Consider the following 23,951-nt stretch of genomic DNA (forward strand, 5'->3'; position numbering starts at 1 on the left):
CGGTCGCGCCGCTTCGATCTTCGAAGCGGCCCTCATCCTTTCTCGCGGTAATCCCCATGCACATCAGCAATCCCCTGCTTTGTGACGTTCTGGTCATTGGCTCCGGCGCTTCCGGCCTGGCGACGGCGGTGACCGCCGCTGAACTCGGTCTGGATGTCATCGTGGTGGAAAAAGAGCCGCATCTGGGCGGCACCAGCGCCTGGTCCGGCGGCTGGCTGTGGATCCCGCGCAATCCGCTGGCCATCGCCGACGGCATCGTCGAAGACCCTGAACAAGCGCGCATTTATCTGCGTCGGGAACTGCACAACGAAGCGCTCGACGCGCGCGTGGAGATGTTCCTCGAACAAGGGCCGAAGATGGTCGAATTTTTCCAGCGCCATACCGAAGTACAGTTTTTCTCCGGCAGCAAGATGCCGGACTTTCACGCCAGCGAAGGCCACGCCAAAGGGGGGCGCTCGGTCTGCGCACAACCCTTCGACGGTCGTCGCCTCGGGCCCTGGATCAACAAGCTGCGGCGTCCGCTCGACCTCATCAGCCTGTATGGAATGGGCATCGCCGGCGGCACCGACCTCAATCATTTCCTCAATGCCCGGCACTCGCCGTCCTCGCTGCTTTACAGCGCCGGACGGGTGTTGCGCCATACCCGCGACCTGCTGCGGCATGGTCGAGGCATGCACCTGGTCAATGGCAATGCCCTGGTCGCCCGCCTGCTCAAAAGCGCAGTGGACCGCCAGGTACGCCTGTTGACTGAAACCCCCGTGCGCACGTTGCTACGCGAGGGCGACCGGGTGGTGGGCGCGCGTGTCGAATCCGCGGGGCAACGGATCGATGTTCGCGCCCGGCGAGGTGTGGTGCTGGCCTGTGGTGGCTTCCCCCACGATCAGCGGCGCATCGCGCAGTTGTTCAAGCACGCGCCCAATGGCACCGAACATTTGAGCGCGGCGCCCAAGGGTAATACCGGTGACGGGCTGCGCCTGGGCGAAAGCGTCGGTGGATGCGTTGCAACCGGATTGCCCCATGCCGCTGCCTGGGCCCCGGTATCCCGGGTGCCACGGGAGGACGGTGGTTTCAGTGGTTTTCCCCACCTGATGGAACGGGCCAAACCCGGTTTCATCGCGGTGCGTCAGGATGGTCGGCGTTTCGTCAACGAGGCCGACTCCTACCACGACTATATGGGCGCGCTGTTCAAAGCCTCAGGTGCGCAAGAACCCCCGGTGTCCTGGCTGATCTGCGATCACCGCGCCCAGCGCCGCTATGGGCTGGGCTGGTCGAAACCCTTTCCGTTTCCGACAGCGCCCCATGTGCGCGGCGGCTACCTGTTCAAAGCCGCGACCTTGAGTGACCTGGCACGCCAATGCGGTATCGACGCGCAACAACTCGAAGCCACCGTCAGTGCCTTCAATCAGGGTGCAGAGCAAGGTCGAGATCCGCTGTTTCAGCGTGGAGAGTCCCTGTACAACAAAGCGCAGGGGGAAGCACTGCACGAGCCGAACCCGTCCCTGGGCAGCCTGCGCGAAGGGCCTTTCTATGCGGTGAAACTGGTCCCCGGCAGCCTCGGCACCTTCACCGGCCTGAACACCGACGCCTGCGCCCGCGCCCTCGACGAACACGGCACGCCGATCCCGGGGCTGTTTGCCGTGGGCAATGACATGAACAGCATCATGAACGGGTACTACCCAAGCGGCGGCATCACCCTGGGACCAGGCATGACGTTTGGGTACATCGCAGGAAAAACACTGGCCGGTCAGCCAGCGCAGGCATAAGGCACCTTCGGCTTGTCGAGGCGGATATGCGACGCTTCTACAAGCCGGGCACACACCAAAACGAAGACAACATCATGCGCTTTCTGTCGCCCACTACCCCTGAGAGATCACCCAAGGCAGTACCGCTTCAGACTGGCCGGGCAAACGCCCGGCAAACAAACCCAAGGGATGCTTTTCAGGCAACCATCAGAAAAACGCCTGGATACCGGTCTGCGCACGGCCGAGGATCAGCGCATGCACATCGTGGGTGCCTTCGTAGGTATTGACCACTTCCAGATTGACCAGATGACGGGCCACGCCAAATTCGTCACTGATGCCGTTACCGCCCAACATATCCCGCGCCAGGCGCGCGATGTCCAGCGACTTGCCGCAGCTGTTGCGCTTCATGATCGAAGTGATTTCAACCGCGGCAGTGCCTTCGTCCTTCATCCGTCCCAGGCGCAGGCAACCCTGCAAGGCCAGGGTTATTTCGGTCTGCATGTCCGCCAGCTTTTTCTGGATCAACTGGTTGGCAGCCAACGGGCGACCAAACTGGTTGCGATCCAGCACGTACTGGCGCGCAGTGTGCCAACAGTCCTCAGCCGCACCCAGCGCGCCCCAGGCGATCCCGTAGCGTGCCGAGTTCAGGCAGGTGAACGGGCCGCGCAGACCGCGCACTTCAGGGAAAGCGTTCTCTTCAGGGCAGAACACGTTATCCATGACGATTTCGCCGGTGATCGATGCACGCAGCCCGACCTTGCCATGGATCGCCGGCGCACTCAGGCCCTGCCAGCCTTTCTCCAGGACGAAGCCGCGAATCTGCCCTTCATCGTCTTTGGCCCAGACTACGAAGACATCGGCGATGGGGCTGTTGGTGATCCACATCTTGTTCCCGGTGAGACGGTAGCCGCCTTCGACTTTTCTCGCCCGGGTAATCATCGAGCCCGGGGCGGAGCCATGGTTCGGCTCAGTCAGGCCGAAGCAACCGATGTAATGACCGCTGGCCAGCTTCGGCAGGTACTTCTGTTTGGTGGCTTCGTTACCGAACTCATTGATCGGCACCATGACCAGCGAGGACTGCACGCTCATCATGGAACGGTAGCCAGAGTCCACGCGCTCGACTTCCCGAGCGATCAGGCCATAGCACACAGCGTTCAGACCGCTGCCGCCGTAGGCTTGCGCAAGGGTGGCACCGAGCAGGCCGGTCTCGCCCATCTCGCGAAAGATGGCCGGGTCGGTCTGCTCATGACGAAAAGCCTCCAGCACCCGTGGCGCCAGCTTGTCGGCGGCGAACTGCCGGGCACTGTCGCGCACCATGCGCTCTTCTTCGGTGAGTTGCTGGTCCAGCAGCAGCGGGTCGATCCAGTTGAAGCTTGCCTTGTTGGTCATGGGTGATTTCTCCGGGTTCTTTATGGTGGTGTTTGGTCAGTCGAGGCGTTCGATCACGCACGCAATGCCCTGGCCCAGACCAATGCACAGACTGACCAGGGCGTAGCGCCCGCTGCTGCGTTCCAGTTGTCGCACCGCGCTATAGGCCAGGCGGGCGCCGGAAGCACCGAGCGGGTGGCCAATGGCAATGGCACCGCCGTTGGGGTTCAGGCGCGAATCATCGAAGGCGACGTCAAGTTGCCGGGCACAGCCGAGCACTTGCGCGGCAAACGCCTCATTGATTTCGATCAGGTCCATGTCGGCCAGGCTCAAACCTGCGCGCTGCAAGGCCTTGGTGCAGGCCGGCACCGGGCCAAGGCCCATCAATCGTGGTTCGACCCCCGCCACGGCTCCGGCCAAAATGCGCGCACGAGGCCTCAGACCAGCCTTCTCACCCATGGCCCGCGAGCCAATCAGTAGCGCGGCCGCGCCATCATTGATGCCCGAGGCGTTGCCTGCGGTGACAACGCCGTCGTCAAACAGCGGTTGCAGGCCCGACAGCGCCTCGAAGTTGCTTTGTGGACGCGGATGCTCGTCACGGTCGACGATCTTCGGCGGCTGTTTGCGCCCTGACGGCACTTCGATCGGCAGGATTTCACCGGCCTGGAAACCCTCCCGCACCGCCGCGTCGAACAGCGCCTGGCTGCGTGCGGCATAGCGGTCGGCTTGTTCGCGAGTAATGCCCAGTTCATGAGCGACGTTGTCCGCTGTCTGCGGCATCGAGTCGGCACCGAACCCGGACTCGACCTTCGGGTTGGGAAAGCGCGGGCCGAGGGTGCTGTCGTACACTTGAAAGTCACGGGACCAGGCGCTTTGCGCCTTGGCCACCACGAACGGCGCCCGACTCATGCTCTCCACGCCGCCGGCGATAAACAGCTCGCCTTCGCCGCAGCGCACGGCGCGAGCCGCATCCAGTACAGCCGCCAGGCCGGAGCCGCAGAGACGATTGACGGTCAAACCGCCAACGGCCGTCGGCAAGCCGGACAGCAACGCAACATGCCGCGCCAGGTTGCGCCCGTCCTCACCTGCCTGGCTGCTGCAGCCGGCGATCAAGTCTTCATAGTCGCGCACCTCGAACGGGTTACGCGCCACCAGGGCGCGCACCACACAGGCCAGCAGGTCATCGGGACGCACACCGGCCAACGCGCCACCGTGGCGACCGAAGGGTGAACGCAGACCATCGTAGATATAAGCCGTCATGCTGGATCCTCGGGGGTGGTCAGGGGCAGGCCAAGCTGGACCCGGCGGCGCAGCCAGGGGCTGGCCCGATAGCGTGGTTCCTGATACAGCTCATGCAGTTGGTGCAGGATCTGCCGGATCTGCAACGCCCCGTAATGGTCACCAAACGCCAACGGACCATGGGGGTAACCGAGGGCCAACTGCACCGCACGGTCCAGGGTGGCGGGCTCGGCGATGCGTCGCTGGGCGATCTCGCATCCCAGGTTGACGATCCCGGCGAGCACACGCTGGGCGATAAAGCCTGGCGAGTCATTGATGACTTCCACCGGCACGCCATCGGCGCCCAGGGCCTGGCACGCCTGAGCCAGAACCTGCGCGTCGAGCGCCGGTTGACGCATCAGTACGCGACGCGTGTCGAAGCCGACGAAGGTTTCCAGCGCCAGGCTGCGTCGCGACGGCAGGCGCTTGCGGGTGATCACGCTGCTGGCATCCTCGCCCAGCGGCGTCACCAGGCAGATGGCGCTCGCACTGGGATGATCGCCCTGCTCCAGCACAACGCCGGCAACGGACAGTACTGCAGCTATCCGCTCGCGCATGGCCGAGTCGTCGCAGTCCAGCCAGAATGGCTGGGTGATGGCCACCTGCGACGGCACCTGCTGCGCTTCCTCGACCACGCTACCGTCCTGATAGCGATAGAAGCCCTGCCCTGTCTTGCGCCCCAGCAGACCGCTGGCCAGGCGAGGTGGCACCAGTGCCGATGGGGTGTAGCGCGGGTCCTGATAAAACTGCGCGTGTATCGACTCCATCACCGCATGGGAAATGTCGAGGCCAACCAGGTCAAACAGCTCGAACGGCCCCATGCGAAAGCCGAGGCTGTCCTTGAGAATGCGATCGATCTGCGCCGGGGTGGCGATCCCCTCGTCCAGGATGCGCAAGGCCTCCGGACCGAAGGCCCGCCCGGCATGATTGACCAGGAAGCCCGGAGAATCGGGCGTCGTCGCGGCAAAGTGACCGGCGAGCCCGGCCAACGCCGCCAGGCGCTGAACCACCTGCGGGTCGGTCAGTTCACCACGCACCACTTCGACGATTTTCATCAGTGGCACCGGGTTGAAAAAGTGAAACCCGGCCACCCGCTCGGGATGTCGGCAGGCACTGGCAATCAGGCTCACCGACAAGGATGAAGTGTTGGTCGCCAGTACCGCGTCGGCCCTGACCACTTGCTCCAGCGCACGGAACAACCCCTGCTTGGCCTCAAGGTTTTCAACGATCGCCTCGATCAATAAATCACAATCGGCAAGGGCTTCAAGGTGAGTGGCCGCGCCCATGCAAGCCAGTGCGCTGGCCAGTGCTTCACTGCTCAACTTGCCCTTGGCGGCGGCACGCTCAAGCAACGCCCGATTGGCTTGCAGCGCTTCCTGCGTCGCCTCACTGCGACTGTCATACAGCAACACCGGAACGCCTGCGCTGGCGAATAACTGGGCGATCCCCCGGCCCATCGCGCCGCTGCCGATCACACCGATCTGTTTGAACGTATTCACAAGCACCTCCTCAAATCGCCCGTTCCAGTTCCGGCACGACGTCGAACAGATCCGCCACCAGGCCGTAGTCGGCGACCTGGAAGATCGGTGCCTCTTCGTCCTTGTTGATCGCCACGATGACCCTGGAATCCTTCATTCCGGCCAGATGCTGGATCGCGCCCGAGATGCCCACCGCGATGTACAACTGCGGCGCGACGATCTTGCCGGTCTGCCCGACTTGCATGTCGTTGGGTACGAAACCTGCGTCGACCGCGGCACGCGATGCACCCACGCCCGCGCCGAGCTTGTCGGCCAGCGCATAGAGGTGTTTGAAGTTGTCGCCGTTCTGCATGCCACGGCCACCCGACACGATAATCTTCGCGGCGGTCAGCTCCGGGCGATCGGACTTGGCCAATTGTTCACTGACGAAGACCGACTGACCGCTGTCGGTGACCAGGGCGAGCGCTTCGATGACGGCGTTGCCCCCTTCGGCGACAGCGGCATCGAATCCGGTGCCGCGCACCGTGATCACCTTCACGCTGGCAGAGGACTGCACCGTCGCGATGGCGTTGCCCGCATAGATCGGGCGCTTGAAGGTATCGGCGCTTTCGACCGCGATGATCTCGGAGATCTGGTCGACGTCCAGTGCGGCGGCAACGCGCGGCAGGATATTTTTGCCGTTGGACGTGGCGGCAGCCAGGACGTGGCTGTAGCTGTCAGCCCCGGCTTCTTGAACGAGAGCAACAACCAGAGGCGCAACGTTTTCCGGCAGCTGGTGAGCGTAGACAGCGTTGTCGGCCAGCAGCACTTTCGTCACGCCTGCCACCTTCGCCGCCGCCTCTGCCGCGGCGCCTGCGCCCTGACCGGCGACCAGCACATGAATATCGCCGCCGATCTGCTGCGCAGCCGTCACGGTGTTGAGGGTGGCAGCCGCCAGTGCTGTGTTGGTGTGTTCAGCGATAACCAGGATAGCCATTAGATTACCTTCGCCTCGTTCTTCAGTTTTTCGACCAGTTCGGCCACCGACTTGACCTTGATCCCGGCGCTACGCGCGGCCGGTGCCTGGACTTTCAAGGTGTGCACGGTGCTAGCGCAGCTGACGCCCAGGGCGTTCGGCGTGAGCACCTCCAGCGGCTTCTTCTTGGCTTTCATGATGTTGGGTAGCGACGCGTAGCACGGCTCGTTCAACCGCAGGTCGGTGGTGACGATGGCTGGCAGTTTCAGGGAAACGGTCTGCGCGCCGCCGTCGATTTCACGGGTCACCGCGACGCTGTCGCCGCTGATTTCGACTTTGGACGCGAACGTACCCTGACCGTAACCGCTCAACGCAGCGAGCATCTGGCCCGTCTGATTGTTGTCGCTGTCGATGGCCTGTTTGCCAAGGATCACCAGCTGAGGCTGTTCCTTGTCGACCACCGCTTTCAACAGTTTGGCAACGGCCAGGGAAGTCAGATCCTCGTCGGATTCGACCAGGATGGCGCGGTCGGCACCCAGCGCCAGCGCGGTGCGCAGTTGCTCCTGTGCCGCACTGCTGCCGATGCTGACGACCACCACCTCGTTGGCAACACCTTGTTCTTTGAGGCGCACCGCTTCTTCCACGGCGATTTCGCAGAAGGGGTTCATCGCCATCTTGACGTTGGCAAGGTCAACGCCGGAGTGGTCCGCCTTCACGCGAACCTTGACGTTGAAATCAACCACACGCTTTACCGCAACCAGTACTTTCATAGTGTGTTCCCGTGTGAGTGCAGTGATCGGTCAGGCGCTGTGCAGCAACTCGGCGTAGACCTGCAAATGGTGATCGTCATCGCCCAATTGATGACTCAGCATCACCAGGCGCTTGGCGTGATGGGCCAGGCTGTACTCCCAGGTCATGCCGATACCGCCGTGCAACTGGATCGCTTGCTCGGCGATCAGGCGTGCGGCGCGGACCACCACGAACTTGGCGGCGGCCAGTTGCCGGCTGCGTTCATCGCCATCGGCTTGATCAGCCACGCAGGCGGCAAGGATGGCCATGGAGGTGGCCATTTCCAGCTCGCCGCACATGTCGGCCATGCGATGTTGCAGCACCTGGAATTTGCCGATTGGCGTGCCGAACTGCTTGCGCGTCTTCAGGTAGTCGAGGGTCAGGCGAAAGGCTTCCTGCATGCCGCCGACGGCCTCGGCGCACTGCCCGGCAATGGCCCGCCCCTGCTGATAACGCAACGCCGGCAAGGCTTCGCCGATGTCACCGAGCAAAGCCCCCCGGGACACAAAGACATCGTCGAGAATCAGATCACTGGCTCGCGGGCCATCAATGCAGGGATAATCGCGACGCTGCAACCCATGGGCTTGCGCCTCGACCAGAAACAGGCTGATGCCCTGTTCGCAACGTGTATCACCGCTGGTTCGCGCCGACACCAGGATCAATCCCGCACTGGCCGCACCCACCACGCAGATCTTGCGCCCGGACAGGCACCAGGCACCCTCGACCAGGCGCGCCTGGGTCTGCACATCGTGCAGCTGGTAATGGCTTTGCAGTTCTTCCAGAGCCACCGCCAGTTGCAGCGAGCCTTCGGCCACCCGCGGCAGCAGGTCTGCCTTTTGGCTGGCATCACCGAGTTGCTGCAGCAGGCCGGCCGCATGAATCTGCGACTGCAGGAAGGGCTCAAGGCACAGGTGGCGACCGAGCTCGGTCATGATCAGCAGGTTGTCCACGCCGCTGCCACCGAAGCCGCCATGTTCCTGGGCAATCGGCACCGAACACAGGCCCAGTTCTGCCATCTGGTTCCAGAACACCGGGCTCATGCCGGCTTCGCTGTGGTAGTAGCCTTCGCGGGCTTCGAAGCTGTAGTGATCGCGGGCCAGTCGGGCCACGGTGTCTTGCAGCATTTGCTGCTCGGAACTGAGTGTGAAGTCCATTGCGTGCCTCCTTAAAGCTCAAGAATCATCTTGGCGATGATGTTCTTTTGAATTTCATTGGAGCCGCCGTAGATAGACAGCTTGCGAAGGTTGAAATACTGGCTGGCGGGGGCGGCGCTGTAGTCGTTGTGCAGCGCAGTGCCGGTAAAGCCGTCGTTCAATTGCGCTTCGACGAAAGGCAACGCCTTGGCGCCCAGCGCCTTGCGCAACAGGTGACTGATGGCCTGGCGAATCTCCGAGCCTTTGATTTTCAGGATCGAGCTTTCGGCACCGGGCACACCGCCGGCCTGGGCAGCCGCGAGGATGCGCAAGGTGCTCATCTCGATGGCCAGCAGCTCAATCTCCACCTCGGCGACCTGCAGGCGAAACTGCGGGTCCTGCAGCAACGGCCGGCCGTTGCGCAACTCCTGCCGGGCGACCTCTTTGAGGTGCGCCAAGGCTGCCTTGGATTGGCCGATGCCAGCCTGCCCGGTGCGCTCATGGGTCAACAGGTATTTGGCGCAGGTCCAGCCCTGGTTCTCTTCGCCCACCCGGTTTTCCACTGGCACGCGGACGTTGTCGAAGAACACTTCGTTGACCTCATGCTCGCCCTCGAGCGTGATGATCGGGCGAACGCTGATGCCTGGCGTGGTCATGTCGATCAGCAGGAAGGAAATGCCCCGCTGCTGTTGGGCTTCACTGTCCGTGCGCACCAGGCAGAAAATCATGTTGGCGTGCTGGCCGAGGGTGGTCCAGGTCTTCTGGCCATTGACCACATAGTGATCGCCCTCGCGCACGGCACGAGTCTTGAGGCTGGCCAGGTCCGAACCGGCACCCGGTTCCGAGTAGCCCTGGCACCACCAGTCTTCTCCGCTCAGGATGCGTGGCAGGTAATGCGCCTGCTGCGCCGGGCTGCCGAATTTCATGATCACCGGCGCAACCATATTGACGCCGAAGGAGATCAGGCGCGGCGCACCGAAGGCGGCGCACTCCTCCTCGAAAATGTGTTTTTGCACCACGCTCCAACCGGTGCCACCAAAGGTCACCGGCCAATTGGCCGCGTACCAGCCACGCCGGGCAAGGATGCGCTGCCAGCGTTGGTGGTCGTCCTTGCTCAGACGCTTGCCCAGGCGAACGCTACTGGCGATGTCCGCCGGCAGCGCGTCACGAAGGAAAGCACGCACCTCGGTGCGGAACTCAAGCTCGGCGGGTGTGTAGTGGATGTCCATGCAAAGTCCTCGGTCGATGGTCAGGCCAACACCAGGCTGGCCGCAGGTTCAGCGTTGGCCGTTCTTGGCTGTCTGGCGCCGGGCAAAGAAATCTTCGATCAGCGCTGCACGCTGGGGCGATGCCATGCATTCGAGAAACAGCGCGCGCTCGCGCTGCAACCCTTCGATCAATGGCATATGGATCGCCGCTTCGATCGCAGCGAGGCAGCGCGGTGCCGAGAACGAATCAGCTTGGGTGCGGCCGATTTCGCTGCGCCGGGCCGCAATCAATGCGCCGGCCTCGGCAGATGTCGTTGGCATCGTCATCTGGCCGACGCGCCGCACGCCCACCCGCTCGGCCAACAGTTGCCGCGCATGCGCAAGGCCTGCAACCAGAGGCGCATCGTCGAACAGTGCGTCTACAAGACCGAGCTCCAGCGCCCGGGTTGCCTCGATCGGCTCGCCGCCGATGATCATGTCCAGCGCGCTTTCCACGCCCACCAAACGCGGCAGGCGTTGGCTGCCACCACCACCGGGCAGCAAACCCAGACGGGTTTCCGGCAGGCCGAGCCGGGTGGCACGGTGAGCGATGCGGTAGTGACAGCCCAGCGCGACTTCCAGCCCGCCGCCCAGCACTGAACCGTGCAACACCGCCAGCGAAGGCTTGCTGCCGTTCTCGATGGCCAGGGTCAGTTCCTGCAGGATCGGCGCCTGGGCCGGTTGGCCGAACTCGCGAATATCGGCACCGGCAATAAAGGTCTTGCCTGCGCAATAGAGCATGATCAACTCGACCTGCCCGTCCCGCTCGGCCGCCATAAACGCCTGCAACAGCCCGGCGCGCACGGCGTGACCGAGGGCATTGACCGGCGGGTTGTCGACCCGGATCAAGGCCACGCCTGCCTCGCGGGTCATTTGTACGACTGAAGTCATCGGACAGCTCCTCTTCTTGTATTTATGCGGCTTGCCAATCGATCGCGTTTCTCAGCGATGGGTCCACACCGGCTGGCGCTTCTGAGCGAAGGCCTGCATGCCCTCCTTCTGGTCCTGACTGGCGAAACTGGCGTGCATCAATCGCCGCTCGAACTGCACACCCTCGGCCAGGGTGGTTTCGAAGGCACGGTTGACCGCTTCTTTATTGAGTTTCACCGCGATCGCCGGGTGAGCGGCAATTTGCGCGGCCACGGCCAGGGCTTCATCCAGCAGGTCTGCCAGGGGCACCACACGACTGATCAAACCGCAGCGCTCGGCCTCATCGACTTCCATGAAGCGCCCGGTCAGGCACAGGTCCATGGCCTTGGCCTTGCCGATGGCGCGGGTCAGGCGCTGGGTGCCGCCGGCACCGGGCAACGTGCCGACCTTGACTTCGGGCTGGCCGAATCGAGCGTTGTCGGCGGCGATGACCATGTCGCACATCATCGCCAACTCGCAGCCCCCGCCCAGCGCCAGGCCGGCAACCGCGGCGATCACCGGCTTGCGGCAGCGGGTGACGGTTTCCCAGTTGGCCGTGACGAAATCCTCCAGGTACACATCGGCAAAACCCTTGAACTGCAATTCGCTGAGATCGGCACCCGCCGCGAAGGCTTTGTCGTTGCCGGTAATGACGACGGCCCGAATCCGCTCATCGGCCTCGAAGGCCAGCAGCGCCTGGCCCAGCTCGGTCATCAAGGCGTCATTGAGGGCGTTATGGACAGCCGGGCGATTCAAACGGATCAGGCCGACGGCTGCACGCTGCTCGACAAGGATATTCAGGAAAGCCATGTCACCCACCTCTTGTTATTCGGTATGGGTTTCGAATATATCCACAGAAAAAATTAAAGACAACATGTTGACACATTAATTTTGAAAGCCTTATCTTCAGCTCATCGAAAGGGCAATACCAGATCGTAAGAAAACAACAATTCCAACCCTTAAGAGTCGATACTTATAAATGAACACCTGGACAGGCACACCACCAGATCGTCATCCGGAAGCGCCCACCACAAGCGCCATCAGTGACATGATCATTACAGATTACTGGGGTATACAGGTTGCACGAGGCAAAGATTGCCGCGCCCTGTCGAGCTACCAGGCAGGCGAGAACAATCCCGTCTCGTTTACCTACGGCGAACTGGATGCCGTGGTCACCCGCATGGGTGCCGGCCTGGCCGCCCTGGGTGTGGAAAAAGGCAGTGTGGTGTCCTGCCAGTTGCCCAACGGCTGGCAGATGACAGCCTTGTTCCTGGCCTGCGCCCGTGTCGGCGCGGTGTTCAACCCGCTGATGCCGATCTTTCGGGAACGCGAACTGCGCTTCATGCTCGGCCACGCCCGCAGTCATCTGCTGGTCGTGCCCAAGCACTTCCGGGGTTTCGATTACGCCAGCATGGCCGAAGACTTGCGCACCGACCTGCCGGAACTGCGCCATGTACTGGTTATAGGGGGGGACGGTCACAACAGCTTTGAACAGCAACTGCTCGAGCGGGAATGGGAAAAGGACTGCGATACCCAGGCGCTGTTCGCAGAACGACGCCCCCAGGCCGACGATATTCTCCAGCTGCTGTTCACTTCCGGCACCACGGGTGAACCCAAAGGGGTGCTGCACACCTCCAGGACCCTGCTGAGCAATATCATTCCTTATGCCGAGCGCCTGGGGCTTGGCCACGAAGACATCATCTTCATGGCCTCGCCCATGGCTCACCAGACCGGTTTTCTCTACGGCCTGCTGATGCCCATCTACCTCGGCGCGGCAGCGGTACTGCAAGACGTCTGGGATGCGCGCACCGCCATTAGGATCGCCGCCGCCGAGCGCCCAACTTTCACGATGGCCTCAACACCGTTTCTCGCCGATTTGATCGAGCTCGCACCGGACAACGGTGACGCGCTCACGAGCCTGCGTTTTTTTGTCTCGGCCGGCGCGCCCATTCCGGAAAGCCTGGTGGAAAAGGCTGGCAACAGCATCAACGCGAAAATCATCTCGGCCTGGGGCATGACCGAAACCGGCGCTTCCACCATGACGCGTCCGCAGGACGATCCCGAGCGGGCCATCTACAGCGACGGCGTGGTGCTGCCGCTCATGGATGTGCGGGTGGTCGATGATGCAGGGCTTGCGCTGCCCGCCGGCAGCGAAGGCCATCTTCAGGTCCGCGGCGCGAGCCTGTTCGTGGGTTACCTCAAGCGCCCCGATCTCTATGGCGTCGACGCGCAGGGCTGGTTCGCCACCGGCGATCTGGCCCGTATGGATGCCCAGGGCTACATCCGCATCACCGGACGAACAAAAGATGTCGTCATCCGCGGCGGCGAAAACATTCCGGTGGTTGAGGTGGAAAACCTGCTCTACAAGCACCCGGCCATTTCGGCGGTGGCCCTGGTGGGCTGCCCCGACGAGCGTCTCGGTGAGCGTGTCTGCGCTTACGTCACGTTGCATGACGGCTATACGGAGCTGAGCCTCGATGACGCGGTGACCTTTCTGCTCGAACACAGTCTGTCGCGCAACTATTTGCCCGAGTACCTGGAGGTGCTGCCTGCCCTGCCCCGCACGCCCTCCGGAAAGATCCAGAAATTCAAGCTGCACGAGCGGGCCGCGAACATTCGCATCGACCCGGCCAAGCGCCGCTGATCAACACACTCGATACACGCAACTCAACTGACTTGGAGAATGCCCCCATGAAAGGCCTTAGTGGAAAAACCGTGATCATCACTGGCGGTGGCGGCGGCATCGGCCGCGCAGTGTGCCAGCGCTTCGCCGCCGAAGGCAGCCGGGTGGCGGTGCTGGATCGCGACAGCGCTGCGGCGCAGACCACCGTCGACCTGATCCGCGAAGCCGGTGGAAAAGCGGTCGCCTATGCCGCCGACATCGCCGACTACGACGCCATCACCCAGACCGTGGCGACCATCGAAAAAGACTTGGGTGTGCCGACCGTACTGGTCAACAACGCCGGGTTCGACCGCTTCATGCCATTCCTCAAGACCGAACCAAAGCTCTGGGAGCAGCTGATTTCGATCAACCTGACCGGCGCCCTGAACATGCACCACGTGGTGCTGCCGAAAATGCTCGAGGCCGGTGGCGGCAAAGTCATCAACATTGCCTCTGATGCCGCCCGGGTCGGCTCGTCGGGCGAGGCGGTCTACGCAGCCTGCAAGGCTGGCCTGGTGGGTTTGAGCAAAACCCTGGCGCGAGAGCTGGCGACCAAGAACATCAACGTCAACGTGGTCTGCCCCGGTCCGACCGACACCGCACTGCTCAAAAGCGTGGCCGAAACCTCCAGCAACCCGGAAAAGCTCCTGGAAGCCTTCAAGAATGCCGTGCCGATGCGCCGCCTCGGCCAACCGGAAGACTATCCGGGAATCATCGCCCTGCTCGCCAGCGACGATGCCAATTTCATCACCGGTCAAGTCATCAGCGTGTCCGGCGGCCTGACGATGGCTGGCTAAGCCAGACGACACTCATAGGGGAGAGCATGCAATGAACTACGAAGACATCCTGTACCAGGAACTCAACGGTGTCGCGACCATCACCATCAACCGCCCCGAGCGCTACAACGCATTCCGCGGCCAGACCTGCATGGAGCTGCTTGACGCGTTCAACCGCGCCGGCTGGAACAAGGAAATCGGCGTCATCGTCTTCACCGGCGCAGGCGACAAGGCATTCTGCACCGGAGGCGACCAGGGCGCCCATGAAGGCCAGTACGACGGCCGCGGCCTGATCGGCCTGCCGGTCGAAGAACTGCAGAATCTGATTCGCGAAGTGCCCAAGCCCGTGATCGCAAGGGTCAACGGCTTCGCCATCGGTGGCGGGCACGTGCTGCACGTGGTCTGCGACCTGAGCATCGCCTCCGAAAACGCGGTGTTCGGCCAGGTCGGCCCCAAGGTCGGCTCGGTCGACCCGGGCTACGGCACCGCCTACCTGTCGCGCCTGATCGGCGAAAAACGCGCCCGCGAAATCTGGTACCTGTGCCGCAAGTACAGCGCCCGTCAGGCGCTTGACTGGGGGCTGGTCAACGCCGTGGTACCCCACGAACAGCTCGATGAAGAAGTACAGAAGTGGTGCGAGGAAATTCTCGAGAAGAGCCCTACCGCGCTGTCCATCGCCAAGCGCTCGTTCAATGCCGACAGCGCCAACATCGGCGGCATCGGCGGCCTCGGCATGCAGGCCCTGAGTCTGTACTACGACACTGAAGAGTCCAGGGAAGGCGTCGCGGCGTTCAAGGAAAAGCGCAAGCCCGAGTTCCGTAAATTTTACAAATGACCCCTGCGCCGGTAGCCATCGCGCTGCCGGCCCAGCACCCGAATGGCCTGGAGAGCATCATGAATTTCGCATTCACAGAACAACAAAATGCCATCCGCGACAGCGTTGCACGATTCAGCGCTGACGTCCTCGCCCCCGGTTACCGCCAACGGGATCGCGATGGCCGCATCGAGCGTGAAGTCATTGCCCAAATGGGCGAAATGGGCCTGCTCGGCGGCGAACTGCCGGAGGAGTTCGGCGGCAGCGGCCTGGACTGTGTCACCGCCGGCCTGATCATCGAAGAACTGGCCCGTGGCGACTTCAACGTCGCGTACATCCCCCTGCTGACGTCGTTGAACGGCCAGATCATCGCCCGATACGCCGACGCCTCGCTGGCCCGGGAATGGCTGGGTGAAATGACGGCCGGGCGCAAGGTCGCCTGTATTGCCCTGACCGAACCCGGCGGCGGGTCCGACGCTGCCAGCTTGCGCCTGAAGGCCGAACTCAAAGGCGACGTCTATGTGCTCAACGGAGAGAAAACGTCTATCTCCATGGCCGATCAGGCGGATGTCGCCGTGGTCTTCGCCCGCACGGGCACCGTTGAGCAACGCGCCAGCGGTATCAGCGCTTTTCTGGTGCCCATGAACCTGCCGGGCATCAGCACCACCCGTTTCGAGGATGCCGGCGAGCGTGCCATTGGCCGCGGGTCGATTTTCTTCGATAACGTCGAAGTGCCGGTCAGCCATCGCCTGGGCGATGAAAACAAGGGGTTCAAACAGGTGATGCAGGGCTTCGACTACAGCCGCGCCCTGATCGGTCTGCAGTGCCTGGCGTTGGCCCAGCAGTCGCTGGATGAAACCTGGCAATGGCTGACCGAACGCAAGGCCTTCGGCCAGGCGTTGTCTTCCTTTCAGGGTTTGACCCACCCACTGGCAGAATTGCAGACCTACGTGCATGCTGCGCGCCTGCAGTGCTATTACGCCTTGTGGCTCAAGGATAATAAGCAGCCGCACAATGCCGAGGCGGCCATGAACAAATGGTGGGGACCGAAACTGGCGTTCGATGTGGTCAAGCAGTGTCTGCTGGCCCATGGGCACACCGGTTACGGCGAGGACCTGCCGTTCGCCCAACGCTTGCGCGATGTACTTGGCCTGCAAATCGGTGACGGCACCGCGCAGATCATGAAAAATATCATCGCGCGCGAATTTGTCCCCAACTGATGCCCTGCCTGCTCCGCCAGGCCGGGCGCTCATACAGCCGCGCTCGTCCTTACGGAGCCGACAAGGAACATTGATGAACAATAGCGATACCCGATCCGTACCCAATACGCTGTTTTTCCGGTTGTTCCAGACCGGTAACGTGCTGCAAAGGCAAGTCCAGAAAGAGATGGGCATCAGTACGGTGCAATGGGCCGTGCTCGGCGCACTGTCACGCGAACGTTATGAAGGGGGTATTTCGTTCTTTGAACTGACCGAATACCTGTTCGTCAGTCGCCAGAGCCTGGACGGTGTACTCAAACGCATGGAGCGCGACAACCATGTGCTGCGCGTGCCCCACCCGGATGACGGACGTGCCCGCCTGGTGCAGTTGACCGATACCGGCAGGGCATTCTGGGACTCTCTGCAGGAGCGGATCCAGGCGTTTTACCAGCAGGCATTGAAAGGCTTCAGTTTCGACGACAGCGTCAGCCTGCTGCATTACCTCAACAAACTACAGGGCGATATGGCCGCCATATCGCTCGGTAGCGAGCAGCAAGACGACGAGGCGCAGTAGGCTGATCCCAACCTTCCTGCCCTCGCCGAAGCGTCATTGTTCATAAAACCCTGAACAGCCCTTTCCAGGGGCTGGCTGAACAACAAAAACAACTCACGGCAGGCAGGAACATCACATCATGCGTATAGCCAATCCCGTCACTGGGCATCTGGCCGGGCCGACTCGCGCCCGGTATTCCTTGAAAGCCACTTGTGTGTCTGCGTTATTGCTCGCGACACAGGCCCATGCAGACCTGGTCGCCGACAGTCACTTGAGCCTGGACACACGAAATTTCTACATGAATCGCGATTACCGGGATGCGGGTCTGTCCGACGGACCGCGCCATGATGGCAAGCCCCAGAGCAAGGCCGAAGACTGGGCACAAGGCTTCATTTTGCGCGGTAACTCCGGGTTCACCGAGGGTACGGTCGGCGTTGGCCTGGATGTCCTGGGGCTGGTCGGCGTCAAGCTCGACTCCGGCGGCGGCAGCAGTGGTACGGGTGTCCTGCAGCGCAATCAACGGACCGGCGAGCCCGTCGACGAGTACAGCTTCCTGGCGCCGACCGCCAAGCTCAAAGTCGCCAAGACCCTGGTCACCCTCGGCAACCACGAACCGGTCATGCCCGTGTTGTTCCGCAATGACACACGCCTGTTGCCACAAACCTATCAGGGTGGCCAGGTCGTCTCCACTGACATCCAGAACCTGAGCCTCACCGCCGGACAGTTTCGCCAGGCCCATCAGCGCGACTCGTCCGACTACGAAGACATGCGCATGGCGGCCGATGGCTCCACCGGCGGCGTGCCCACAGACCGTTTCAACTACGCAGGCGCGACCTACGCCCTCCAGCCCAATCTCAGCGCCACGTTTTACCGCGCCGAACTGAAGGACAATTACAGCCAGAATGCCGCCAGCCTTTTATACAAGTCGGCCCTGACCGAAAGCGTCAACTTCAAGGCCGACCTGCGCTACTTCGGCAGCGATAACGAAGGCCATACCAACGTCGACAACCGCTATCTGGGTGGCATGTTCACGGTGAGCAGCCGTGGCCATTCCCTGGGCCTTGGTTATCAAAACCAAAGTGGTGACACCGGACTTCCCTATCTGTTGGTTGCCGATCCCTGGGCCTTGAACAACGGCACTTACCAACCCTTTGTCCGGGCCAGGGAAGACTCCTGGCAATTGCGCTACGACTATGACTTTGCCCCCATGGGCCTGCCCGGACTGACATTGATGACCCGCTATATGCGAGGCAATGATTTCGAGATTCGAGGCGTTGCGGCCAAAGAGTGGGAGCGCAATACCGACATTGCCTACGTGATCCAGAGCGGGCCTTTACGAAACCTGAGCCTGCGCTGGCGCAATGTCACTTATCGCGGCAGCGAAACGACCGATGTGGATGAAAATCGCCTGATCGTCGCCTACACGTTCAAGTTCTGGTAGGCCGAGGTTTACGCCCATTGTCCCGGAACTGAATTCAGACAGACGTGGCATCGCCACAACCCGGGTGAGGGAGCCTGCTCCCTCGCCACGGTTCACTCGCCGTTCCAACTATCCTTGACGGACGGATATCAGGAGCCACCGGTGATGCCTTCGATAAAGCTGCACGCCGCACAGCGCGACGATCTGGAAACCATTGAATGCCTGATGCAGTTCTATACCTATGACTTCAGCGAGTGGTTGCCGTTGAAACTGGCTGAACACGGTTTCTTCAAGATCCTGCCCCTGACCGATTACTGGCGAAAACCCGCGACCCGGCCTTTTCTCATCAGGGTGGACGGGGAATTGGCCGGGTTCGTGACCGTGGACGATGAAACCCATCGGCCCGGTATCGAGCACAACATCGGTTACCTGTTCGTGACCCGGCGCTTTCGTGGCCAGGGTGTCGCGAAGTTTGTCGTTTCCACCCTCTTGAGCCGTTTCCCCGGTCAATGGCAGATTTTCCACATCGAGGCGAACCAACCGGCGCGACTGTTCTGGGCTGCGGTCATGCCCGATCTCACGGGTGGCGAGTACAGCCTGCATCACCCGTCGATTGGCGGTTATCCATGCACCCTTTACCGCTTTGAAAAATCGCCACCTTCGCCAGCACCAGGCCCAATCCCGTAGAACCGCCAAAGGCTCAGATCCCGGCGATCCATCCGCCCCACAGCCCCCCACACCCTTTGCGCTAATTCCAAACAGCTTTGTCAGACAATATGTAGTGACGAAAAATATTCACTACAAAACCGTTGACGCCTTCGATTTGCCCTTGCATGATGCAGACGTCTCCCCGATCGGGAGTACACGCAACACGCTTGAGCAAGCTCGTCTGACCGCCGAGCTGTTTTTTCCCGGATACACCCTGCCCACAAGGCAGATTGAAGAAGCTGACCTGGCCTGAACGTCCAGTACAAGGACGAGAAGCGCTAGCGATCCATCCTCATGACGCTTGTGCCCGACCCTGAAAACGTCGGCAGTGGCCTGAAGGTATTCGCTGCTTCTCTTCGTTGTGACGCTAACGCGTAGCAGTTATTCAACACGACTACATGCAACAGATGCGGGACCCCGTCGAATATGGCGGACGACTGCTGACGTCCTGGTTTCGGTGCCAGGGATCAACTAACCGATGGGCTACTTGTATTAGCGAATCAACTTTGAAAGATCACCAAATGGTCAAGGGGTTTTAAAATGAATCTGAACAATCAACCAACTATCGAAGAACTGGCTCGTATGTTCGCTGCGCAAAAAGACAGCCACGACAGCCATATTCTGTGGATCAGCAAGTCGGGCCAGGTTCATATCGACTGCCTGTCGCCACATGCCCATGAAACGGAGTTTGACCAGAACAACCAGAACCTGCTCGCCCGACTGAAGATGTACCGTCGCGGCCAGGGCTATGTCGGCAAGAAAGCAGCGGCCGACAAGGACTTCATCGGTAATGTTCTGCAAACGCTGAAACAGACCTGGGCATCGATGCAGAACCAGAACGAAGTTCGGGTGATTGACCGGTTCTACTGATCAGCAAGCGTCATCACTGACTGACCCATAAAAAAGGGCCTGCTCCCGATAAGGAGCAGGCCCTTTGTTTATGCCTGGCAGACCGCAACGGCCGCCGCGTCAGGCGTTTTTAACGTTTCACCGACAGATTCGTCTGGGTCATGCGGCTACGGATGGTGAACACGCCATCGCCCGAGAGAATCGCGCTACGGGCAAACAGGCGTCCGCTTTCCCAGTTCGACAGGCCCAGCTCGGGCTTGTTGAGCGCGTACTGGCCATCGACCCAACGGGTAATCCCGTTGCCGACAAAGGGCGCGTTGACCGCATTGTAGAAACGCTCCTGGGTCGCCGCGTCTTCGCTGAGCAGCGATACGGTGAACTGAGGGCTGTAGCGATTGAACAAGGCGATGGCGCTGTCCAGGTCGTCAACGATCTTCAGGCTCACTTCAGGGGTTTCTTCCCATTCCCACTCGCGGCCCAGTTGCTCTTCCGGCAGCGGCTCGGCCAGGGGCTCGGTGCGATAGCCTTCAGCGCGGTAGACCTCGACGGTCGCGTTTTGCCACTCCGCTGGCAGATAGGCTTCGCTGCCTTCTACGATGTGCAACTTGCAGCCCTGGCCCCGTGCCTTGCCGGCCTGTTGCAGTGCGTCCAGAAACAGCGGCACCAGTTCGGCGGCGCGGTCGCGATGGATCAGGCAGACATTGAGGGTATTGCAGACCTTGCGGTCGAGGGAGTTGCGCACCACCGCGGCGAAACGTGTGGCGTCGGCGTCGCTGTGGGCGATCAACCAGGCGCCGCCGGTGCCGTGCAGGCTGACGGCGGTGCCGGCCTGTTGCGCGATGCTGCCCAACTGGCTGACGGCACGACCTGAACCCCGGGCCACGGCCAGCGATAGACGGCGGTCGGCAAACATTGCCCAACCGGCGGCATGATTGACGCTCTCCACCAGCGACACCGCACCGGTCGGCAGGCCGGCGTCGGCCAGCGCCGGATTCAACGCGTGAGTGACGATGGCCTGGGCCGTGCCCAAGGCATCACTGCCAATGCGCAGTACGGCAGTGTTACCGGTGCGCAGCACACCGGCGGCGTCGGCGAAGACGTTCGGCCGGCCTTCGAAGACGAACGCGACAATGCCCAGCGGAGAAACCACCTGCTCGACTTTCCAGCCGTCATGCTCGACGCAGCTGACCACTTGGCCGCGGGTGGCCGCGGCATCGCGCCAGGCGCGCAGGCCGGCAATCATGTCGCGACGCATGCGCTCATCGGCCAGCAAACGGGTGGTCGAACGACCGCGAGCCTTGGCCCGTTCGATGTCAGCCAGGTTGGCCGCCTCGATCAAGGCCCAGCAGTCCGGGGTCTCCAGACGTTGGGCAAACAGATCGAAGAAGGTGCTGATGGCTTGATCCGACACCAACGACATTGCAGTAAACGCCGCTTCGGCACGGGCAATCGCGACGGACGCCGCCTGCTGGTCAGCCACTGGAATCAGCAGCAGTTCACCGCTGACCTGCTCCACCAACAGGTGGTCACCGGGCTGGAAGCGTGCCGCCAGTTCGGGGCTGACCACAGTGACACGATTACCGGCGAAAGGGATCGGCGTGCCAGCGACTAGACGTTCGAGCGCGAAAGACATGAAGCAGTATCACCATGCAATGGGCGGGCGGAAAATGTATAGCAAAAGTCCCTGAGCGTCATCCGCCGCTGGCCGGCACCGATGATCGTAAAACCCTCTGCCCCGGCCCGGCCCGCCTACGCTTAAAGCGCGTACCCGCGTTTCCTGTTTTCGACGGAGGCCGTCATGAGCGATGAATTCACCAGCCATGGCGCAGCGCTTGACGACGAAGGAATGGAAAATGCCCTGGATCTGGCCAAAGTCAGCGCTGCGCAACTCTGGGCTGTGCTAGCAGTAGAAACCTCCGGCAACGGATTCTTTTCCGACCGGCGCCCGAAAATCCTTTACGAACGTCACGTCTTCAGCCGCCTGACCCATCAGGCGTTTGACGCACAACACCCCGATATCAGCAGCAAATCCCCCGGCAGCTACGGCGCAACGGGAGCGCATCAATATGATCGGCTGAATCAGGCCATCAGCTTGAACCGCAACGCGGCCCTGCAAAGCGCTTCCTGGGGACTCGGCCAGACGATGGGCTTCAATTTCGCCGCAACGAGGTCGGCGGATGTCGAGGCGATGATCAAGCGCATGGTTGCATCCGAAAACGAACAACTGCTGTGCACCGTGAACCAACTGATCGAGGGGGGATCGGTCGCGGCGCTGCGGGCCAAGGACTGGGCGAACTTCGCCCGTCGTTACAACGGCCCCAACTACGCCATCAACAACTACGACTTGCGACTCAGCGCCGCGTATCAAAAGTTCTCTTATGGAGGCACGCCGGACCTGCGCATCCGCATGGCGCAAACCTACCTCACGTACCTGGGCTGGCACCCTGGCGCCATCGACGGCATCGTCGGCAAGCAGACCCGTGACGCAATGAACCTGTTCCAGGCCAAGGAAGGACTGGACTCGACCACGGTGCTCAACGACGAAACCCTGGAACATTTGCGCAGCCGGGTCCTGGCGTTATCGGACTGACTCGATGCCCACGCAAACTGCCCCGCAAGTGCGCCAGGGCATGTCGCTGAACGGGGCCGGTTAACAATGTGGGAGCTCGCTCCCACAAGGGCATTGCCCTGGTTTAACGTTCTGCGATGTACGTATCAAAGTGTGTACAGCCCTGCCCCAGACACACCCCGCACTTAAAACCCCACCCCAAAGACACACCGCAGATACACCCGGTTGATGAAATGCGCCTGTCGATTGGCCAAGCCGATCCTTGCGCCGAACGGGCGCACAGTCGCCCGACATCCCTGATCTGTAGGAGATCCATGTCCATGAGCACTTTCATTTCATCCACCGTCAAAGGCCTGCACCTGAACCTTGACCGCGCCGGCACCTGGATCGCGCCTTTGACCCTGCGGATTTTTCTGGCCTGGGAGTTTTTCGAATCCGGTCTGGAAAAATTCAATGGCGAAAACTGGTTCGCCGACATCCAGGACCGCTTCCTGTTTCCGTTCAACCACCTGCCGGCCACGTTGAACTGGGAACTGTCGATGTGGGTGGAATTGATCTGCGCCCTCGCCTTGCTGGTGGGCCTGGCCACACGCTTTTCGGCGATCAGCCTGATCGTGGTCACCATCGTCGCCACCGCCGCCGTTCACTGGCCCGCCGATTGGTCGACCTTGAGCGATCTGGCCCAGGGTTACTCGATCACCAACAAAGGCTACGGCAACTTCAAACTGCCGCTGATCTACCTTGCCGCGCTGGTACCACTGGTGCTGTCAGGCCCTGGCAAGTTCAGTCTCGATGCGCTGCTGGCCCGATGCTTCTGGCGCCGAAGCCCTGTCTAAATCAACACCTGTAGGAGCCAGCCTGCTGGCGATGGACTCAAGTACGCCGCGTTCATCCAGATAACGCGCGTTTTCGTTGACGTCCATCGCGAGCGAGCTCGCTCCTACAAGAGACCATGCCCAGGCATGGGTCGCGCAATTCCTGTAGGAGCCAGCCTGCTGGCGATGGACTCAAGTACACCGCGTTCATCCAGATAACGCGCGTTATCGTTGACGTCCATCGCGAGCGAGCTCGCTCCTACAAGAGACCATGCCCAGGCATGGGTCACGCAATTCCTGTAGGAGCCAGCCTGCTGGCGATGGACTCAAGTACGCCGCGTACATCCAGATAACGCGCGTTATCGTTGACGTCCATCGCGAGCGAGCTCGCTCCTACAAGAGGCCATGCCCAGGCATGGGTCACGCAATTCCTGTAGGAGCCAGCCTGCTGGCGATGAACTCAAGTACGCCGCGTTCATCCAGATCACACGCGTTATCGTTGACGTCCATCGCGAGCTCGCTCCTACAAGAGACCATGCCCAGGCATGGGTCACGCAATTCCTGTAGGAGCCAGCCTGCTGGCGATGGACTCAAGTACGCCGCGTTCATCCAGATCACACGCGTTATCGTTGACGTCCATCGCGAGCGAGCTCGCTCCTACAGAGGTCAATCAGCGGCAAATCGGGC

At 61.6% G+C, this 23,951-nt stretch carries 22 protein-coding genes; 12 read left to right on the top strand and 10 right to left on the bottom strand.

The features are described from left to right. The first annotated feature begins 56 nt into the window (after positions 1–56). The gene (locus tag ACX3YF_RS26490) at positions 57–1,763 is read left to right on the top strand and encodes an FAD-dependent oxidoreductase (protein WP_458974582.1); all 1,707 of its coding nucleotides are present in this window, start codon (positions 57–59) and stop codon (positions 1,761–1,763) included. 186 nt (positions 1,764–1,949) lie between these two features. Here ACX3YF_RS26490 and ACX3YF_RS26495 read toward each other — a convergent pair whose 3' ends face one another. From ACX3YF_RS26495 to ACX3YF_RS26535, 9 genes are read right to left on the bottom strand one after another with little or no spacing between them, the layout of a single operon-like run. Next, positions 1,950–3,131, bottom strand: a complete 1,182-nt coding sequence (locus ACX3YF_RS26495) for an acyl-CoA dehydrogenase (protein ID WP_458974583.1) — start codon at positions 3,129–3,131, stop codon at positions 1,950–1,952. A 36-nt stretch (positions 3,132–3,167) separates the two neighbouring features. Beyond that, positions 3,168–4,370 (bottom strand): 3-oxoadipyl-CoA thiolase, encoded by a 1,203-nt coding sequence (locus ACX3YF_RS26500; protein WP_448646468.1) that lies wholly within the window; start codon positions 4,368–4,370, stop codon positions 3,168–3,170. Continuing rightward, entirely contained in the window at positions 4,367–5,887 is a 1,521-nt protein-coding gene (locus ACX3YF_RS26505; RefSeq protein ID WP_458974584.1) for a 3-hydroxyacyl-CoA dehydrogenase, read from the bottom strand. The genes ACX3YF_RS26500 and ACX3YF_RS26505 overlap by 4 nt, the downstream gene beginning before the upstream one ends. A 10-nt stretch (positions 5,888–5,897) precedes the next feature. Then, on the bottom strand, positions 5,898–6,842 hold the full coding sequence (locus ACX3YF_RS26510; protein ID WP_449105301.1) for an electron transfer flavoprotein subunit alpha/FixB family protein: 945 nt from the start codon (positions 6,840–6,842) through the stop codon (positions 5,898–5,900). After that, on the bottom strand, positions 6,842–7,591 hold the full coding sequence (locus ACX3YF_RS26515; RefSeq protein ID WP_458974585.1) for an electron transfer flavoprotein subunit beta/FixA family protein: 750 nt from the start codon (positions 7,589–7,591) through the stop codon (positions 6,842–6,844). Before ACX3YF_RS26515 ends, ACX3YF_RS26510 begins: the two co-directional genes overlap by 1 nt. Before the next feature lie 30 nt (positions 7,592–7,621). Next, positions 7,622–8,764, bottom strand: a complete 1,143-nt coding sequence (locus ACX3YF_RS26520) for an acyl-CoA dehydrogenase family protein (protein WP_458974586.1) — start codon at positions 8,762–8,764, stop codon at positions 7,622–7,624. Positions 8,765–8,775: 11 nt separating this feature from the next. Then, entirely contained in the window at positions 8,776–9,972 is a 1,197-nt protein-coding gene (locus ACX3YF_RS26525) for an acyl-CoA dehydrogenase family protein (RefSeq protein WP_458974587.1), read from the bottom strand. 48 nt (positions 9,973–10,020) lie between these two features. Beyond that, positions 10,021–10,881, bottom strand: coding sequence for an enoyl-CoA hydratase/isomerase family protein (locus tag ACX3YF_RS26530; RefSeq protein WP_458974588.1), 861 nt, complete (start codon positions 10,879–10,881; stop codon positions 10,021–10,023). Between the two features lie 51 nt (positions 10,882–10,932). Further along, positions 10,933–11,709 (bottom strand): enoyl-CoA hydratase, encoded by a 777-nt coding sequence (locus ACX3YF_RS26535; RefSeq protein WP_047528107.1) that lies wholly within the window; start codon positions 11,707–11,709, stop codon positions 10,933–10,935. A gap of 169 nt (positions 11,710–11,878) precedes the next feature. Here ACX3YF_RS26535 and ACX3YF_RS26540 point away from each other — a divergent pair, with 169 nt between their 5' ends. From ACX3YF_RS26540 to ACX3YF_RS26580, 9 genes are all read left to right on the top strand, one after another. Further along, entirely contained in the window at positions 11,879–13,543 is a 1,665-nt protein-coding gene (locus ACX3YF_RS26540) for an AMP-binding protein (RefSeq protein WP_458974589.1), read from the top strand. Positions 13,544–13,590: 47 nt separating this feature from the next. Then, positions 13,591–14,358, top strand: coding sequence for an SDR family NAD(P)-dependent oxidoreductase (locus ACX3YF_RS26545; protein ID WP_130208764.1), 768 nt, complete (start codon positions 13,591–13,593; stop codon positions 14,356–14,358). A gap of 31 nt (positions 14,359–14,389) precedes the next feature. Then, positions 14,390–15,172, top strand: a complete 783-nt coding sequence (locus ACX3YF_RS26550; RefSeq protein WP_448646460.1) for an enoyl-CoA hydratase-related protein — start codon at positions 14,390–14,392, stop codon at positions 15,170–15,172. Between the two features lie 59 nt (positions 15,173–15,231). Further along, positions 15,232–16,371: a cyclohexanecarboxyl-CoA dehydrogenase gene (aliB, locus tag ACX3YF_RS26555; RefSeq protein WP_196586261.1), complete on the top strand. Its 1,140-nt coding sequence runs from the start codon at positions 15,232–15,234 to the stop codon at positions 16,369–16,371. 73 nt (positions 16,372–16,444) lie between these two features. Then, a complete protein-coding gene (locus tag ACX3YF_RS26560; RefSeq protein WP_130208770.1) occupies positions 16,445–16,924 on the top strand; it encodes a MarR family winged helix-turn-helix transcriptional regulator in 480 nt (159 codons plus the stop codon). A 118-nt stretch (positions 16,925–17,042) separates the two neighbouring features. Continuing rightward, complete coding sequence (locus ACX3YF_RS26565; RefSeq protein ID WP_196586259.1) at positions 17,043–18,344, top strand: OprD family porin; 1,302 nt, start codon at positions 17,043–17,045, stop codon at positions 18,342–18,344. A 144-nt stretch (positions 18,345–18,488) separates the two neighbouring features. Continuing rightward, positions 18,489–19,010: a GNAT family N-acetyltransferase gene (locus ACX3YF_RS26570; protein ID WP_458945456.1), complete on the top strand. Its 522-nt coding sequence runs from the start codon at positions 18,489–18,491 to the stop codon at positions 19,008–19,010. Between the two features lie 94 nt (positions 19,011–19,104). Then, entirely contained in the window at positions 19,105–19,284 is a 180-nt protein-coding gene (locus tag ACX3YF_RS26575) for a hypothetical protein (protein WP_458974590.1), read from the top strand. 287 nt (positions 19,285–19,571) lie between these two features. Further along, the gene (locus ACX3YF_RS26580) at positions 19,572–19,901 is read left to right on the top strand and encodes a hypothetical protein (RefSeq protein WP_047528094.1); all 330 of its coding nucleotides are present in this window, start codon (positions 19,572–19,574) and stop codon (positions 19,899–19,901) included. A gap of 109 nt (positions 19,902–20,010) precedes the next feature. On the opposite strand, the gene ACX3YF_RS26585 is transcribed toward ACX3YF_RS26580, so the two are convergent. After that, the gene (locus ACX3YF_RS26585) at positions 20,011–21,513 is read right to left on the bottom strand and encodes an aldehyde dehydrogenase family protein (protein ID WP_458974591.1); all 1,503 of its coding nucleotides are present in this window, start codon (positions 21,511–21,513) and stop codon (positions 20,011–20,013) included. A gap of 165 nt (positions 21,514–21,678) precedes the next feature. Between ACX3YF_RS26585 and ACX3YF_RS26590 the strand changes: the two genes are divergently transcribed. Then, positions 21,679–22,470: an N-acetylmuramidase domain-containing protein gene (locus ACX3YF_RS26590; protein ID WP_458974592.1), complete on the top strand. Its 792-nt coding sequence runs from the start codon at positions 21,679–21,681 to the stop codon at positions 22,468–22,470. Positions 22,471–22,769: 299 nt separating this feature from the next. Further along, positions 22,770–23,285: an HvfX family Cu-binding RiPP maturation protein gene (locus tag ACX3YF_RS26595; protein WP_448646456.1), complete on the top strand. Its 516-nt coding sequence runs from the start codon at positions 22,770–22,772 to the stop codon at positions 23,283–23,285. The last annotated feature ends 666 nt before the right edge of the window (positions 23,286–23,951 follow it).

Source organism: Pseudomonas fluorescens group sp. PF-69, assembly GCF_054481235.1.

What these genes read in the sequence shown, in the direction of transcription:
- ACX3YF_RS26535 (WP_047528107.1), bottom strand. Translation starts at nt 11,709, where the DNA reads ATGGCTTTCCTGAATATCCTTGTCGAGCAGCGTGCAGCCGTCGGCCTG.
- ACX3YF_RS26570 (WP_458945456.1), top strand. Translation starts at nt 18,489, where the DNA reads ATGCCTTCGATAAAGCTGCACGCCGCACAGCGCGACGATCTGGAAACC.
- ACX3YF_RS26550 (WP_448646460.1), top strand. Translation starts at nt 14,390, where the DNA reads ATGAACTACGAAGACATCCTGTACCAGGAACTCAACGGTGTCGCGACC.
- ACX3YF_RS26540 (WP_458974589.1), top strand. Translation starts at nt 11,879, where the DNA reads ATGAACACCTGGACAGGCACACCACCAGATCGTCATCCGGAAGCGCCC.
- ACX3YF_RS26545 (WP_130208764.1), top strand. Translation starts at nt 13,591, where the DNA reads ATGAAAGGCCTTAGTGGAAAAACCGTGATCATCACTGGCGGTGGCGGC.
- ACX3YF_RS26595 (WP_448646456.1), top strand. Translation starts at nt 22,770, where the DNA reads ATGAGCACTTTCATTTCATCCACCGTCAAAGGCCTGCACCTGAACCTT.
- ACX3YF_RS26490 (WP_458974582.1), top strand. Translation starts at nt 57, where the DNA reads ATGCACATCAGCAATCCCCTGCTTTGTGACGTTCTGGTCATTGGCTCC.
- ACX3YF_RS26530 (WP_458974588.1), bottom strand. Translation starts at nt 10,881, where the DNA reads ATGACTTCAGTCGTACAAATGACCCGCGAGGCAGGCGTGGCCTTGATC.
- ACX3YF_RS26510 (WP_449105301.1), bottom strand. Translation starts at nt 6,842, where the DNA reads ATGGCTATCCTGGTTATCGCTGAACACACCAACACAGCACTGGCGGCT.
- ACX3YF_RS26520 (WP_458974586.1), bottom strand. Translation starts at nt 8,764, where the DNA reads ATGGACTTCACACTCAGTTCCGAGCAGCAAATGCTGCAAGACACCGTG.
- ACX3YF_RS26585 (WP_458974591.1), bottom strand. Translation starts at nt 21,513, where the DNA reads ATGTCTTTCGCGCTCGAACGTCTAGTCGCTGGCACGCCGATCCCTTTC.
- aliB (WP_196586261.1), top strand. Translation starts at nt 15,232, where the DNA reads ATGAATTTCGCATTCACAGAACAACAAAATGCCATCCGCGACAGCGTT.
- ACX3YF_RS26565 (WP_196586259.1), top strand. Translation starts at nt 17,043, where the DNA reads ATGCGTATAGCCAATCCCGTCACTGGGCATCTGGCCGGGCCGACTCGC.
- ACX3YF_RS26525 (WP_458974587.1), bottom strand. Translation starts at nt 9,972, where the DNA reads ATGGACATCCACTACACACCCGCCGAGCTTGAGTTCCGCACCGAGGTG.
- ACX3YF_RS26590 (WP_458974592.1), top strand. Translation starts at nt 21,679, where the DNA reads ATGAGCGATGAATTCACCAGCCATGGCGCAGCGCTTGACGACGAAGGA.
- ACX3YF_RS26560 (WP_130208770.1), top strand. Translation starts at nt 16,445, where the DNA reads ATGAACAATAGCGATACCCGATCCGTACCCAATACGCTGTTTTTCCGG.
- ACX3YF_RS26580 (WP_047528094.1), top strand. Translation starts at nt 19,572, where the DNA reads ATGAATCTGAACAATCAACCAACTATCGAAGAACTGGCTCGTATGTTC.
- ACX3YF_RS26515 (WP_458974585.1), bottom strand. Translation starts at nt 7,591, where the DNA reads ATGAAAGTACTGGTTGCGGTAAAGCGTGTGGTTGATTTCAACGTCAAG.
- ACX3YF_RS26495 (WP_458974583.1), bottom strand. Translation starts at nt 3,131, where the DNA reads ATGACCAACAAGGCAAGCTTCAACTGGATCGACCCGCTGCTGCTGGAC.
- ACX3YF_RS26500 (WP_448646468.1), bottom strand. Translation starts at nt 4,370, where the DNA reads ATGACGGCTTATATCTACGATGGTCTGCGTTCACCCTTCGGTCGCCAC.